Source organism: Mesorhizobium sp. P171375, assembly GCF_057786075.1.
The window spans coordinates 5,280,231-5,294,448 of sequence record NZ_JBYNWF010000001.1; the positions used below are offsets into that span (position 1 = coordinate 5,280,231).

The window sequence follows — 14,218 nt, forward strand, 5'->3', positions numbered from 1 at the left end:
GCGCAACAGCGACCGACGACTGCCGCCAGCAGCAGGACGTCGCAACCTGATCATACTTGGATTTAGGCGATTCCGATCGCGATGGATCGGGATGTTTGGTGCGGTCGAGATGCATCAATCATCCTATTTTATACAATAAAATCAACAATATATGGCAGTGTATTTGATCAGTATGTAGTGCAATTTGTAGTGCATTCCACGTACAATGTCGCTCGCCGCGCGGCCTCCCTGAGGGCGGACTCGTTTCGAGCTGGGGGGCGCGACCCTCTCAGATCGCCCCCTGAGGTGTTGCAAGTGTCGGTGGTTGCGCGGACGCGCAACCACCGATACCGATTTCGCTGATCGTGGCGATTTGAGAAAACTATGCCGCATCTTGTCTTTGGCACTCTAGCGAAATGGTAGGCCCGGTCGTCTGGGCTGGCGAACCTAAGGACCGCGCTGGCGATAAAAAGTTGAGATGCTATGTCGGTCTGCGGGCGGTCAACCGTCTTCGAGAGGCACCACTCGCTAACTGAAGGCGTCCGTGGCTTTCTACGAATCCCAGGGCTTCGAGAAAAGCCCCGTCCCATCCATCAACCGCAATCGCAGTCAAGACCTGACCGTGGCGCGCGAGACGCCGAGATCGATGCCGAGATCGACACGCTGCGCCGCGCATCATGCCGCTGCGGAGATGTTCGGCTCGGCCGGCTGGCCAATGCGCCGGCCAGCCGAACCGAGTAGCCTTATTCGGCTGCCTGCAGGTTGATCTTGCTTTCCGCCATTTCGGTGAGCTTTCGATCGGTCGCCTGTTCTTCCTTCAGGTTCTTGGCCAGCACGTTGGCGCAGTCAGTGCGGCCAAGCTGCTTGGCCCAGGCGATGAGCGTGCCATAGCGGGTCATCTCGTAGTGCTCGACGGCCTGTGCCGAGGCTATCAGCGCCGCGTCGAGAACCTCTTTGTCGTCGACGTCGCCGCTCACGTCGTCTGCTTCCTCCAGAATGCCGTCGATCGCCGGGCAGTTCACCTCCTTGGCCTTGACGCCATGGAGCTCGAACACCTGCTCGACGCGCTCGATATGGCCCTTGGTCTGGTCGAGGTGTTTCTCGAATCCGGCTTTCAGTTGCGGGTCGGTTGCTTTGTCGATCATCTTCGGCAGCGCTTTCTCGATCTGCTTTTCGGCATAGTAGATGTCGCGCAGCGTGTGCACGAAGAGATCGTCGAGTGTCTTGATGTCCTTCGAAAAGAAACCCATGGCCTTACCTTTCATAGTGCTTGAAGATGAATTTTGGGGGCGGATTGGCCGTCACCAGCTTGAGCCGGGACTGGATCCCGGCTTGCTTGGTCAACGTGCCGATGCCGGAGGGGTTCCTAATTTTCCAACGGCGGCATGCTGATGCGATAAATCGGTGGCCCCAGCCTGCACACTTGCGCCGCGACACCGTCCCCAATGTCTCGAACAATGCGAACCACCGGGCAAACGGAAGACCTCAATCGGGAGCCTTTGCCTCGATCACACGTTCTGCCCCAGACACAAAGGGAACTGGTCACCGAGGAAAGGTCGGCAGAATGTATTTCATTGCGTTGGCGACGGACTATGACGGCACGCTGGCTCATGATGGGTTCGTCGCCAGGAAGACGCTCGCCGCCCTTGAGCGGTTCAAGAAAAGTGGCCGCAAGCTGGTTCTCGTCACCGGTCGCGAACTGCCCGATTTGAAGCGCGTCTTTCCCAAGGTTAGCCTCTTCGACAAGGTCGTCGCCGAGAATGGAGCGCTGATCTACACGCCGGCGAGTGAGGAAGAACGGGTGATTGCCCCACCGCCTGAGCCAAAATTCGTCGCCAGACTGAAGAAACAGCGCGTCAAGCCGTTGTCGGTTGGACGGTCGATTGTCGCCACCTGGGAGCCCCATCAGGCCACCGTGCTCGAAGTCATCAAGAAACTGGGGCTGGAGCTGGAAATCATCTTCAACAAGGGCGCGGTGATGATCCTGCCGAGCGGCATCAACAAAGCCACCGGACTGACTGCCGCACTTCAGGACCTTCGGCTGTCGCCACACAATGTCGTCGGTGTCGGCGACGCCGAGAACGACCACGCCTTCCTCAAGGTTTGCGGCTGCAGCGTCGCCGTGGACAATGCAATTCCCGCCGTCAAGGATACCGCCGATCTGGTCATGCGCGGCGCACGCGGAAAAGGTGTCGAGCAATTGATCGACAGATTGGTCAAGCGCGATCATGGAATTGTGTCGAGGCGCCATGACGGCGTCGTTCTGGGGTCAGCCGGCGGCGATGACATCTATCTATCGCCGACCGACACGGTGCTGATCGCCGGCAGTTCGGGCATCGGCAAGTCCACCTTGGCCACCGCGCTGACGGAACGCTTTGTCGAAGGCCAGTTTCAGTTCTGTGTCTTCGACCCTGAAGGCGACTATGATGGTCTCGAAGGCGCCGTTCGGCTGGGTGATGGTTCCAGCGCACCGACGAAGGCGCAAGTGCTTGACCTGATCGAGAAGGCCGACGGCAATGTCGTCATCAATGGACTGGCGCTGCGTGTCCACGAGCGGCCGGATTTCTTCGCCGACCTGCTGCCGGGCCTCGGCAGTTTCCGCCGCCGCACGGCAAGACCGCATTGGCTGATCATCGATGAAGCCCACCACCTTCTTCCCAAGCGGCGCGACGATACGCGCGCAATCCTGTCACTGGAATTGCCGGGCACCATTCTGATCACCGTTCACCCTGAGGCGATCTCGACGGACGCGTTGCGGCTGGTGACGGCCATTATTGCCCTTGGCCCCAAGGCGAAGGATGTCGTGAAGGCCTTCTGCCGTCAAACCAGCATTGAGCCGCCCAAGGATATGCCCGCGCCGAAGGGCGCGCGGGTGCTGTTCTGGCGGCCGCAGGCAGGCAAGAAATTGAAAACCGTCAAGGTGATCGAGCCGCGCCAGTCGCTTAAACGGCACAGCCGCAAATATGCCGAGGGCCAACTCGATGAGGCCGGCAGCTTCTATTTCCGAGGTCCCGACAATGCGATGAACCTCAGGGCGCACAATCTGATGATTTTCGCCCAGATCGCGGAAGGTATCGACGACAAGACCTGGGAGTTCCATCTGCGCGCCGGCGACTATTCCGAATGGTTTCGCCATCAGATCCGCGACAAGGATCTCGCGCGCGAAACCGCCGAGGCGGAAAAGGATAAAAAGCTTTCAGCCGAGGAGAGCCGCAAGCGCGTAATCGACGCGGTTCGGCGGCGATATACGGCACCCGCCACGGCGCCGGAATGAGGTGGAGCGCGATGTCGGCTTGCGCAAGCGCTGCACCCCCGATCGTCAGGCTATCAAATCGTCTATTCTGATCGGCAGATCGCGAATGCGCTTGCCAGTGGCATGATACACGGCGCTCGCGACGGCGGCCGCCGTCCCGACATTGCCAAGTTCCCCCAATCCTTTGACACCGGCTGGATTGACGTCCAGATCGACCTCTGGGACTAGGATGACCTCGACCTCTTTGATGTCCGCGTTGACCGGCACCAGATAATCCTGCAGGTCACGATTGACATAGCGGGCGTAGCGCCGGTCGATTTCCGTCGCCTCGTGAAGGGCTTGGCCAATACCCCAGATCATGCCGCCCATCAGCTGGCTGCGCGCGGTGCGGGTGTTCATGATGCGCCCCGCAGCAAAGGCGCCGACGATGCGCGGGACCCGGATTTCGCGTGTGTAACTGTTGATGCGGACTTCGACGAACTCGGCGCCAAAGGCATATTTCACCGAATCCTCGTCGTTCTCTCCACCATGGAATTCCGGCTGTCCGGCGTAAAGTTTCTTGAGGGCTTCCGGCGACGAACCTTTCGGCGTGAACTCCGCATATTCTTCGATGGCGCCGATCTGCATCGCCTTGAAGACATCGGCAAGCTTTGCCGATTTGCCGGTTTCGGTGACGATTTTTTCGTTCGTCATTTCCAGCTTCGCATTGCCCGAACCGGCAAGAGGACCATCCTTGCCCGCCGCTGCTGCAAACAGCTTCTCGCGCACCGCGTCACAGGACTTCAGAACCGCCGAGCAAACGCTCGCCGTCGAAATCGAGCCGCCCGAGACCGGTGCCGGCGGCAGGGCGCTGTCGCCCATCTCGACGCTGACCTTGTCCATCCCTATTCCCAGACGTTCGGCCGCCATCTGCCCTGCCACGGTGCGCACACCGGTGCCAATCTCATGCGAGCCGCACTGAACGCGAACCTGGCCATCGGCGGTCAGGCGGACACGGGCCGCGCATGGCGCGCTAGCCGTTGGATAGATGGCCGTCGCGCAACCCATGCCGACCAGCCAGTCGCCATCGCGCATCGACCCAACCGCCGCATCGCGCTTCGACCAACCGAACGCTTGCGCAGCCTGGTCGTAGCATTTGACCAGTGACCGGCTGGAGAATCGCTTGCCGCCGATAGGCTCTTTTTCAGGCTCGTTGACACGCCGGAACTCGACCGGATCCATCCCGAGCGCCACGGCCATTTCGTCCATGGCGTTTTCGAGCGCGTAGACATAGGGCGTCTCGGGCGGCGAGCGCATGTAGCCCGGCGTGTTGCGATCGGCATGGACGATCGAGACGTGAGTGAGCACCGAACCATAGTTGTACATGCGGCTCGTCGCTGACGTGCCACCGACGACATAAGGGTCAGGGCGTGATGTGACCTCCCAGCCCTCATGTCCGAACGCCGTGATGCGGCCGTCCTTGCCGGCGCCTATGCGGATTCGATGTCGCGTCTCGGCGCGATACGTCTGGGTGTTGAAAGCCTGCATGCGGCTGACGACGCAGCGCACCGGCCGTCCAACACGACGCGCGGCAACGGCGACAATTGCCGTGCGAGCGGTCATAGGTCCCTTGGAGCCGAAGGCGCCGCCGACATAGGGGCTGACAATCCGCACATTGGCAGGATCGATCTTCAACTGCCGGGCGAGTTCGATTTTCCACCCGGTGACGTTCTGGCTTGGCTCATGCACGGTAAGTTGATCGCCTTGCCATATCGCCGTGGTCGAAAACAATTCGATCGGATTGTGATGCTGGGTCGGCGTCGAGTATTTCTGATCGATCTTCACTGCAGCGGATGCATAGGCGGTGTCGAAATCGCCGGCTTTGACATCTTCCTTCAACATCGGGCTCTTGCCGGCCGCCGGCTCCGCCTTCACGCCTTTGGAATCGAAGCTGGCGCTGGGCGTTTCGTGCTCGTAGTCGGCGCGAATCAGCATCGCCGCTTCTTCCGCCGCCTCGAATGTCTCGGCAACGACCAGTGCGACGATCTGGCCGTCGTGGAAAATTGTCTTGTCGTGCAGGGGTGCGACGGAGCTTGCACCGGTGTTGCCAAATTTCGGCGTATCGGTCTTGTCCATGTCGCCGTAGATCAAGATGTCCAGCACCCCGGGCACGGCTCTGGCGTCATCCGTATGGAGTTTGGAAACCTTGCCCCGAGCGATGCTGCTGGTGGCAAGAGCACCATAAGCGACGTTGGCTGTTGCGATGTCGGCCGGATAGCTGGCCTGTCCTGTAACTTTCAATCTGGCGTCGATGCGGACAACCGGTTCGCCTTGATTTTCCTTTGGAACTGGCGCGGCTTGGTTCATGGCTCAGACCTTCATGTCGCGTGTTTCGAGCAGAGCCCGCACGAGCGTGCGCTTGCCGAGCGGTATCTTGAATGCGTTGTACTCTCGCGGCTTGGCATCGGCGAAAGCGGCGTCGGCGGCCTTTTCGGCCACATCTTCGTCGAGCACCTTGTCTTGGAGCGCCGCCTCCGCCACCCGTGCGCGCCATGGCACGGTCGCGACGCCGCCCAGCCCTATGCGCGCTTGCCTGACCGTCTCCCCATCCAAATCCAGCGCAACCGCCGCCGATGCCAGCGCGAACGCATAGGATTCGCGATCGCGTATCTTCAGGTAGCGCGAGCGCTTGCTCCATACTCCGAGCGGAACATCGATGGCGACGATGACTTCATCGGCGGCCAAATCCGTCTCGATGTCGGGCGTGTCGCCGGGAAGCCGATGCAGTCTGGCGAACGGGATCTTGCGCGGACCATGCCGTCCCTCCACTTCGACGACCGCATCGAGAGCAATCAGGGCTTGGGCGAAATCGCCGTGATAGGTAGCAATGCAGGCATCGCTGGTGCCGAGCACGGCATGCTGGCGGTTGAACCCTTCCATCGCGGCGCAGCCGGAACCGGGCTCCCGCTTATTGCATGGCCAGGAGGTTTCGCGAAAATATTCGCATCGCGTTCGCTGCAACACGTTGCCGGCAAGGCTCGCCATGTTGCGAAGCTGGCCGCTGGCGGCAAATTTCAGGCTATCGGCCAGGAGCGGACAACGATGCCTGACGTCATTGTTATCCGCTGCTTCGCCCATCCGGACCAGTGCACCGAACCGGATGGTATCATCGCTTACTCTGATCTGCCGAAGGGCAGGCTCGGCAAGATTGTTGAGGTCGAGCAGTCGCTCAGGCTGCGCGACGCCAAGCTTCATGTAGTCGGCCAGATTGGTTCCGCCGGCGATGAACTGGGTATTGGCCTGTGTTGGCGCTACATGCCTGGCGTCAAGGTGGGACGCCATGGCGATCGCCACGGAAACGCTCGTTGGTCTTTCATAGACGAAGGGACGCATCCTACGCCCTCCTGATCTCGTCGCGCGCCTGGATGATCGCCGCGACGATGTTGGGATAGGCCGCGCATCGGCACAGATTGCCGCTCATATACTCGCGGATGTCATCGTCCGACCCGGCATGGCCTTCATCGATGCAACCGATGGCGGACATGATCTGGCCCGGCGTGCAGTAGCCGCATTGAAAGCCATCATGGTCGACGAAGGCCTGCTGCACCGGATGCAGCTCGCCGTCAGCTGAAACCAGGCCTTCCACAGTCGTGACCTCGCGGCCTTGGTTCATGACGGCGAAGCTCAGGCAGGAGAGCACCCGCTTCCCATCGACAAGAACGGTGCAGGCGCCGCACTGACCGTGGTCGCAACCTTTCTTGGTGCCGGTCAGGCCAACATGATCACGCAGTGCGTCAAGCAGGCTCGTGCGATTGTCGAGCGCGAGGGTGTAGGCCTGCTTGTTGATCCGCATCGAAATCGTCGACAGATCGCGCGGCTCGGCCGCTTTGGCAGTCGGCGGCTCGGCGGCCTTTGTCGACGCGGCTATGAGCGGCATTGCCGCTGCTGCCGAAACAGAGCCCGTCATGAAGGTGCGTCTGCTCAGGCCGTTGGGACTTGTGGAATTAGACATGGCTGGCTTCCGGCTGGCTGGGGTCTCAAGGGGACCAAACTGCTCGCGGGAAACAAAGTTCCCTCCTCACATCGCTGTGATCGCTTCTTTTGCATGGCAGCCATGCGGAACTTCAGCCGCAAGGCTGTGGTTGTCCTCGAGAGGTTCCAAGGAAGGAGACCATCATGAGCAGCGATCGGCGCAGCGATCAGAATGGTGATGAAGGCGCTGTCTTTTCGGCTGAGCAGGCGCGGCAAGGTGAGATCGTCCTTCGAACCCGCACGCACCAGATCGTCTTCATCGTCGGCCTGGTCGGCATCGTGATCCTCATTGCGGTGGTCGGATTCACCCTCCACTGAATGACTTTGGCTGCGATCCCTGACGATGCGAACTATCTCCGCCAGCCTGTCCGTCAGGAACCTTTGTGAAGAGCTGTCGTTGACTCGGGTTCGTAAAAGCGGTCGGCGCTTTGCCCGCAACATCGGCGGCAGCATCGGCGTGTCATTGTCCAACAACCGTGATCGCTCAAAACGCGCAGCTCCATCAGGCAAACCATCACCGACCTATCAACAGGTGTTGCGTCAGGTGACCGAGCAGTTCGTCGCTCAAGGCTCACCGATGGTCGAAGCGAAGCAGCAGGCGATCTGCTGGATCGGGCAGTTGATTGCACGCCAGGCTTCCTTGCTCGCCTATGTCGACGTCTTTCGCTACTGCGCGATCGTGACCGCTTTGTTTGTCCCCCTCGCCTTGCTGTTGCGATCTCCAAAGCCCGACAAGGGTCAGCCGAAAAAGCGGCTCCCTGCCAACAAAATCCCAATGCCGGGTCAGGTTGTCTCTGGTTGTTTCTGGAGTTCGGGCGGAACTCACGCGCCAGCTTTTCGTTCAGACCCTATCCCACAGGAGGAACGATCATGCCGAGAGGTGAGAAGACGAAATACACCGACAAGCAGGAACGCAAAGCCGATCACATCGCCGAAGGCTACGAGAAGCGCGGCGTCTCCGACAAAGAGGCCGAACGACGGGCATGGGCGACCGTCAACAAGGACGACGGCGGCGGCAAGAAAGAAGGTGGCTCCGGTCGCGGTAAGCACACCGGTAACCCGGCGGCGCACAAGGGCGGCAAAAGCGGTGGCAAGGCATCGGCCTCACGGTCGGCCACGAGCCGGTCTGAATCGGCAAAGAAAGCCGCGGCAACCCGCAAGCGGAATGCCGAACACCACGCCCATTGACTGATCAGAATAGTGATCGGAGCACAAGCATGAAGTCGCAGCTGGTCAGCGAGGTCGGCGGACAAAGGACATTCGTCGTGGTGCTCGACCCCGGCGAAGAAGCGTTCGCCACGCTGACCGCCTTCGCGGTCGACCAGAATGTCGGCAGTGCGTCCGTGACCGCCATTGGGGCTTTCGAAAAAGCCACCGTGGGCTGGTTTGATCCGAATGCGAAGACCTGTCGCAAGATTCCGATCGACGAACAATGCGAAGTCCTGAGTGCGCTCGGCGATGTGGCGCTGGGCGACAATGGCAAGCCCAGCCTTCATGTCCATGCGGTGCTGGGATTGAGCGACGGCACCACGCGGGGCGGGCATCTGCTTGATGGCATCGTGCGACCGACGCTCGAAGTCACCTTGGTGGAAGCGCCCGGTCACCTGCGTCGCAGCAAGCGTCCGGAACTCGGTGTCGCTTTGATCGATCTGGATGCTTGAAGTTGGCCATCAGAATTTCTACCACTCTGCTATTTTCGCGGCAGGCATTGCAGGCATTATGCTTCCCGACCGGCTGATGACCGGCGACACCAACTCCAGCTTGAGAGAACCCTCTCATCTCCACTTGCTGCCCAAACCTCTGGTGATAAAACGGTCAGAAGCGCGTCACGCGTCGCGTCGGAAGAACTGCAAAGTGCATCCGTGACGGGAACCACGGGATAGCCGAAATCGATCGCCCCGAGCACCGTGGCCAGAACGCATACGTCGGTTTCGCCACCAGTGATGACCAGCGTATCGATTTCGCGCACCGCCAGAAAAGCCCTGAGCCGCCCTTCCTTGCCTTCAAAGGCATAGATCAGAACGTCTTGTGCCGGCACTCGCTCCTCATCGCTTCAGGAACCGAGATCGGCCATCGGCGTTTCCGCCTCATGGATCCGATGCCATCAGAAACACGACCGGACCGCAAAATCGGCATGGCCATGGCCAATACGGTAAGCGGCGGATGCCTTTGTGGAAAAATCCGCTTTCGCGTCGAACGCGAACCGAGAGTGCATTACTGCCATTGTGATATGTGCCGGCGAGCGACCGGCAGTGCATTCGCGGTCCTGGCGTGGGTGCCTTCCCAGGCCCTCGTCTGGACCACCGCGACGCCAACCTATCGCAGGTCGTCGCCAATTGCCCGAAGAGGTTTCTGCTCGGACTGCGGATCCCCTCTCAGTCTCATCTATGACGCATCGCCTGGCGAAATCGCGCTGCATGTCGGAACCTTCGACGATCCAGCTCGCCTTGAGCCTGCATACAACTATGGGGCAAAGCAGCGGCTTGGCTGGGTTTGCTGCGGGATAGACCTGCCGCATCACGATACCGAAGAACGCTGGTGAACCTCCATGGTGAGGAAATCCTTGCGGCAAGGAACAATAGCTTCGGCAGCGACTTGGAGATGAAATGAAAGGAGGTTCCGATGGCCGCCATTCCTTGGCATTTCGACAAGCGGCCGGGATGGCAACGATGAGCATTTTCTATCGAGCGGCCAAGATTGCGGAGGAGGTTCACGCAGCGCAGCTCGACAAGACCGGGCAGCCCTATATCGAGCATTGCCGTCGTGTCGTCGACGCTGTCGAGACGATGGATCAGAAGGTCGTCGCCTATCTGCATGATGTCCTGGAAAAAGGCGACGGCTGGTCTCGAACCAAGCTTGAAGAGAGCGGCTTTGGACCGTCGATTGCCTCTGCAGTCGACGCCATGTCGCGCAGAGATGGCGAGGACTATTTCACGTTCGTGCGGCGGGCTGCATCGAACCCCTTGGCGCTGCCCGTAAAGCGCGCCGACCTCGAAGACAACATCTGGCAATCACGGCAATTAGGGGCCTCGGCAGCCAAATACGAAGAAGCCCTGCACATTCTCGATGAGGAATTCTCCGTGCGCTAGATCATGATGAGATTTCGTGAAATCTCATCATGATCTAGCCCTTTGTTGGAGCATGATCTTTTTCCAAAAACCGGTGCCCACTTTTTGGGATCATGCTCTAGCGAATGGCTGCCAGAGATCCAATGATATAGCTGTCCGAAGACAGCCCCTATTCCATGACATGTGGCGTGTGCCGTTTGTCCTCCAACGGGTCGACATCGATGCGCGCCTTTTCCGGATCAAAAGCGCCATGACGTGCGATGGCCCGTGCCGCCGCATCCGGCGTCTCGTATGCCCACATGAAGTCGTCGGCCGAGCTACCGACGGCATGGACACGCCAATAGCTCGCTGTCCCCTTCAACGCAGACTTGCTTGTCGTGTTGGTCTTTTCGAAAAGATCGAAATAGATGTCCTCGAAAGGGATATAGAACACGGGCTCGTGTCCATCTTCCCGCAATATCTTCGCTCTTTCCGTGGCAGCGACTATGGCGTCGGAAAATCGCACCGTCACCGTGCCGGCAAACCGCTCTACGGCCAATCGGCCGAGGTGGTGTTGTGAAGTTGCGCCTGAGGTTTGCATTCAGATTCTCCCTAGCTGGCGATTGACTGCAAAACGCCGTTTCGATCCGTCATGCATGCAGACGAAATGCACAGCGGTGCTTCAGGTTCCGACTTGTCCGATGAAGCGGATGGCGACAGGGCTGCAGCACACCATTCTGCGGCCCGTCACTGAGAAAGCCGATACGCAGCAATGCAAACGAGGCTCACGTATTTGGTTGCCTGATTGGAGATAGCTTGTTCGAGCCGTCGTCAACTGCCGCGTCGGTCGGCAACGATTAAGGCAAATCCTTGCGAAGGAAGATGCGGGCATGTCCTGGAATTCCGAATTCGACCTTGCCGAATTCCTCAAACCCGTGATGCATGTAAAATTGAGGCGCCTGGAAACTACTCGTCTCGACGACCGCTCTTTTGCATCCACGCCCGACGGCTTCTTCCTCAATCGCCATAAGAAGCCGTGATCCATGGGATCGACCACGCAATTGCTTAGGCAAGAAGAACATGTCGAGAAACAGGAGCCCAAGTTCCGTTCTGCCCCAGATTCCACCCAAAATCTTCCCTGAAGCGTCGCAAAGCTCCGCGCCGATCGCAGCTCGGTCATCGATTCCGGTTTGTTCAATGTTGTGTCGATATAGCGCCGCAGCCGCCTGTGTTCTCGCATCCCCACTATAGGCCAAAGTGATTGTAAGTGCCTCAGGTCGAGATGGCATGCGTTCTCCTCCTGTGCAGGGATAAGCGCGAAATCATCGCCTCGCGCCGGCGCCTTGATACCAAAAATGCGTTCCCCTGTTCAGCCGCGGGCGTCCGGTTGCCACCACATCCTGCGCCATTGCAGCAATCTGGCCAGAGCGCATGGCTCTATTGACAAGAAGGCTTGCGGGCCGATGCCTCGCAACCTGCCGAGCCAGGCGCTTTATCGCCTGCCGTAACTGTCGAGAAAGGTCGCCAACAGCCCGGAAACCTCTTGTGGGGCCTCCCGTGTCGGGAAGTGCCCGACCGCGTCCAGGACCACTCGTTTGTAGGAGGCAGTGAAATGCTCCTCCAGCCCTTCCGACGATGCGGTCAGCACAACACGGTCGTCGCCACCATGAAGCGTCAAGGTCGGCACCGTGATGATCTTGACCGATGTTTGCCTGCGGGCCAGCTCTGCGTAGCGGGGATCGGGCTCCGCCTCACCCCAGCGAACCCGATAGGAATGCAATGTCACATCCGGCCAATCCGGATTTTCGAAGGATGCAGCCACTTCATCGAAAATGGCATCGTCGAACCATCCCAATGGGCTCCAGCTGTCCCATTGGAATCTGGCGAATTCCTTGCGGTTCTTTCTCACGAACTCGGCGCCGCGCGCCGTCGCCATGAACCATTGATACCAGAATGCTTTCGCCTGCTCAGGTGCTGGCGTTGCCGGCTTGCCAGGTTGCCAGCCAAGCGATAGCGCAGCACAGCAATTGATGCGATCCGGGAAAACCGACGCCAGGAGGTAGGAGATCCGTGCACCCCAGTCGTGCCCGACGACCGCAAAGCGGCTGAGGCCAAGGGCATCGGCAAAATCCAGTACGTCCTGCGCCATTGCGGCAATCTCGCCTGACCGCATGGTTTCTTTCGACAGGAACGATGTTCGTCCAAAACCTCGCAGCCACGGCGAAAACGTCCGAAAGCCGGCGTCATGAAGGACCGGCGAAATACGCGCGTAAGTGGTCGCATCGTCCGGCCAACCGTGGAGCAGGACAACGGGCGCACCGTTTTGTGGCCCGCCTTCGAGATAGGCGATGCACAGCAGTGGCGTATCGCAAGATGAAATGGGGTTCATTTGCTCTCCGGCGCTGTCGGCTGGTCGCCGCCAGTCGTCGACTTGGGTCTGGCGTCCTGGTCCACCTGCGGGTTCTTGTTGATGGCGTCGGTGTTGGCTTTCGTCGGCTCGATGCTGTTGTCACAGGCGCCGAGCGCAAGAGCAGCGGCCAACACCAAAAGCGACAAGGATCTCTTCATCGAAACCTCCTCTGGCTGATATTCGACAAACGAGGCTCCGCGAATTTGGTTGCCTTGCCGGGACTCGGCCAGCCTTCAATTCCTTCGAGCTTTTTGAGCCGGCGCTGACTGTCGGGTCAGGCACATCGGGGCCGCGTTCGGGCTGCGGACTGCTCCCTCGATCTCCTGCACGGCGCGATCCCACGGGTGATCTTGGCACGCATGCTGGGTATTTGCGCTACTGAGACTGCTTGTCGCCAGCGTCCGCCATCTCGTCCTTGAAGGTAACTTTCGTGCCCTTCTGCAGGATGGAGGCAAGGTCTTCGGCATCCCAGTTGGTCAGCCGGATACAGCCATGCGAGAAGGTCGTGCCGATCTTGCCGGGTTCGGGCGTGCCGTGAATGCCGTAGCTTTCGATAGAGAGGTCGATCCAGACCGATCCCACGGGATTGTTCGGCCCGGCAGCGATGGTAAAGGGCCGCTTGGTCTTGACCCCCTTGAAAGCGAAGTCTGGATCGTAGTGATAGGTGGGGTTGTGCACCACGCGTTTGATCTCTGCCTGACCGCTCGGCGCCGGCTTCTCGTCGCTGCCGATCGAGGCGGGGTAGACCGCGAGCCATTTGCCGGAAGCATCGAGCACGCGCACCAGGCGGGCGCCCTTGTCGACCTCGATGCCGGCAACGGCGGCAGGAGGATCGCCCCGGCCAACATCTGGTACCACCAACATCGTGCCGGCCTTCTTGAAGCCGATGCCCGGATTGAGCCCTCTGAGCAATTGTTCGCTGATATGGAAGCGTTCCGCCAGCTTCTCCACCGCGTTGTGATAGCCGAGCCGCCGCAGGTGGGCCATCTTCTCCATGCGAGCCGGAATGCGCTTGGTGAAGGGTCCGCGCACATCCTTGGGCGTTACCTCGTAGGTTACCAGGACCGGACTGGCGGAGGTAGCCACGAGCTTGTCCCAGGTCTCCCGAGTGAGCTTGCCGTCGGCCTGGAGTCCGCTTGCTGTCTGAAAGGCGCTAACCGCCTTGGCGAAATTCCCCGAGAGGCGGCCGTCGATCAGGCCCGGCGAGAAGCGGGCGCGATCCAAAAGAATCTGCACCTTCAGAACGGCCGGATCGATGCCCTTCGGTTCGCCGGCAGGGAATTGGGCTTGATTGACAGTGGTTGGATCGAGCTTGGCCGCCTCCGTCCCGCCGCATGCGAGGACGAGCGCCGCCGCGACGACAAGAAGGAGCCTGATCATCAATGTCACTCCCTGGACTGCAACAGAAATCTGCTTCTATGACGCGGCACGGTCTATCTGGTTCCATTTGCTGCCCGATGCATGATCGGCGATAGAGGCGACGCTCAAGCGCCAACGGGCGTTTGGCACCTTCACGAC

The 14,218-nt window shown here is 59.9% G+C and carries 15 protein-coding genes and 1 pseudogene; 6 read left to right on the top strand and 10 right to left on the bottom strand.

Annotation, left to right across the window (positions count from 1 at the left end):
- Positions 1–722 precede the first annotated feature (722 nt).
- Positions 723–1,229: a YciE/YciF ferroxidase family protein gene (locus tag ACYHH6_RS25720; RefSeq protein WP_352584277.1), complete on the bottom strand. Its 507-nt coding sequence runs from the start codon at positions 1,227–1,229 to the stop codon at positions 723–725.
- Positions 1,230–1,543: 314 nt separating this feature from the next.
- Between ACYHH6_RS25720 and ACYHH6_RS25725 the strand changes: the two genes are divergently transcribed.
- Positions 1,544–3,253 (top strand): HAD family hydrolase, encoded by a 1,710-nt coding sequence (locus ACYHH6_RS25725; RefSeq protein ID WP_352584275.1) that lies wholly within the window; start codon positions 1,544–1,546, stop codon positions 3,251–3,253.
- Between the two features lie 45 nt (positions 3,254–3,298).
- Here ACYHH6_RS25725 and ACYHH6_RS25730 read toward each other — a convergent pair whose 3' ends face one another.
- From ACYHH6_RS25730 to ACYHH6_RS25740, 3 genes are read right to left on the bottom strand one after another with little or no spacing between them, the layout of a single operon-like run.
- Positions 3,299–5,578 carry a xanthine dehydrogenase family protein molybdopterin-binding subunit gene (locus tag ACYHH6_RS25730; protein WP_352584274.1) on the bottom strand — a complete coding sequence of 760 codons (2,280 nt, stop codon included), beginning with the start codon at positions 5,576–5,578 and terminating at the stop codon, positions 3,299–3,301.
- A 3-nt stretch (positions 5,579–5,581) separates the two neighbouring features.
- Entirely contained in the window at positions 5,582–6,604 is a 1,023-nt protein-coding gene (locus ACYHH6_RS25735) for an FAD binding domain-containing protein (protein WP_352584272.1), read from the bottom strand.
- A 1-nt stretch (position 6,605) separates the two neighbouring features.
- Complete coding sequence (locus ACYHH6_RS25740; protein ID WP_352584270.1) at positions 6,606–7,223, bottom strand: (2Fe-2S)-binding protein; 618 nt, start codon at positions 7,221–7,223, stop codon at positions 6,606–6,608.
- A gap of 164 nt (positions 7,224–7,387) precedes the next feature.
- On the opposite strand from ACYHH6_RS25740, the gene ACYHH6_RS25745 reads away from it, so the two are divergent.
- The 3 genes from ACYHH6_RS25745 to ACYHH6_RS25755 all read left to right on the top strand — a co-directional run bounded on the left by ACYHH6_RS25745 (position 7,388) and on the right by ACYHH6_RS25755 (position 8,904).
- The gene (locus ACYHH6_RS25745) at positions 7,388–7,561 is read left to right on the top strand and encodes a hypothetical protein (RefSeq protein WP_352584269.1); all 174 of its coding nucleotides are present in this window, start codon (positions 7,388–7,390) and stop codon (positions 7,559–7,561) included.
- A gap of 552 nt (positions 7,562–8,113) precedes the next feature.
- On the top strand, positions 8,114–8,431 hold the full coding sequence (locus ACYHH6_RS25750) for a plasmid stabilization protein (protein ID WP_352584267.1): 318 nt from the start codon (positions 8,114–8,116) through the stop codon (positions 8,429–8,431).
- Positions 8,432–8,460: 29 nt separating this feature from the next.
- Positions 8,461–8,904 (top strand): PPC domain-containing DNA-binding protein, encoded by a 444-nt coding sequence (locus ACYHH6_RS25755; RefSeq protein ID WP_352584266.1) that lies wholly within the window; start codon positions 8,461–8,463, stop codon positions 8,902–8,904.
- A 118-nt stretch (positions 8,905–9,022) separates the two neighbouring features.
- Here the strand turns inward: ACYHH6_RS25755 and ACYHH6_RS25760 are convergent.
- A pseudogene (locus ACYHH6_RS25760) lies at positions 9,023–9,239 on the bottom strand (cysteine hydrolase family protein); the annotation flags it as partial.
- A gap of 93 nt (positions 9,240–9,332) precedes the next feature.
- On the opposite strand from ACYHH6_RS25760, the gene ACYHH6_RS25765 reads away from it, so the two are divergent.
- Entirely contained in the window at positions 9,333–9,785 is a 453-nt protein-coding gene (locus tag ACYHH6_RS25765; RefSeq protein WP_352584264.1) for a GFA family protein, read from the top strand.
- A 127-nt stretch (positions 9,786–9,912) separates the two neighbouring features.
- Entirely contained in the window at positions 9,913–10,332 is a 420-nt protein-coding gene (locus tag ACYHH6_RS25770) for an HD domain-containing protein (protein WP_352584263.1), read from the top strand.
- Positions 10,333–10,480: 148 nt separating this feature from the next.
- On the opposite strand, the gene ACYHH6_RS25775 is transcribed toward ACYHH6_RS25770, so the two are convergent.
- The 5 genes from ACYHH6_RS25775 to ACYHH6_RS25795 all read right to left on the bottom strand — a co-directional run bounded on the left by ACYHH6_RS25775 (position 10,481) and on the right by ACYHH6_RS25795 (position 14,080).
- Positions 10,481–10,891 (bottom strand): DUF427 domain-containing protein, encoded by a 411-nt coding sequence (locus ACYHH6_RS25775; RefSeq protein ID WP_352584261.1) that lies wholly within the window; start codon positions 10,889–10,891, stop codon positions 10,481–10,483.
- A 256-nt stretch (positions 10,892–11,147) separates the two neighbouring features.
- Positions 11,148–11,579, bottom strand: a complete 432-nt coding sequence (locus ACYHH6_RS25780) for a GNAT family N-acetyltransferase (RefSeq protein ID WP_352584259.1) — start codon at positions 11,577–11,579, stop codon at positions 11,148–11,150.
- A 203-nt stretch (positions 11,580–11,782) separates the two neighbouring features.
- The gene (locus ACYHH6_RS25785; protein WP_352584257.1) at positions 11,783–12,679 is read right to left on the bottom strand and encodes an alpha/beta fold hydrolase; all 897 of its coding nucleotides are present in this window, start codon (positions 12,677–12,679) and stop codon (positions 11,783–11,785) included.
- A complete protein-coding gene (locus ACYHH6_RS25790; RefSeq protein ID WP_352584255.1) occupies positions 12,676–12,858 on the bottom strand; it encodes a hypothetical protein in 183 nt (60 codons plus the stop codon). The genes ACYHH6_RS25785 and ACYHH6_RS25790 overlap by 4 nt, the downstream gene beginning before the upstream one ends.
- Positions 12,859–13,075: 217 nt before the next feature.
- The gene (locus ACYHH6_RS25795) at positions 13,076–14,080 is read right to left on the bottom strand and encodes a L,D-transpeptidase family protein (RefSeq protein ID WP_352584253.1); all 1,005 of its coding nucleotides are present in this window, start codon (positions 14,078–14,080) and stop codon (positions 13,076–13,078) included.
- Positions 14,081–14,218 lie beyond the last annotated feature (138 nt).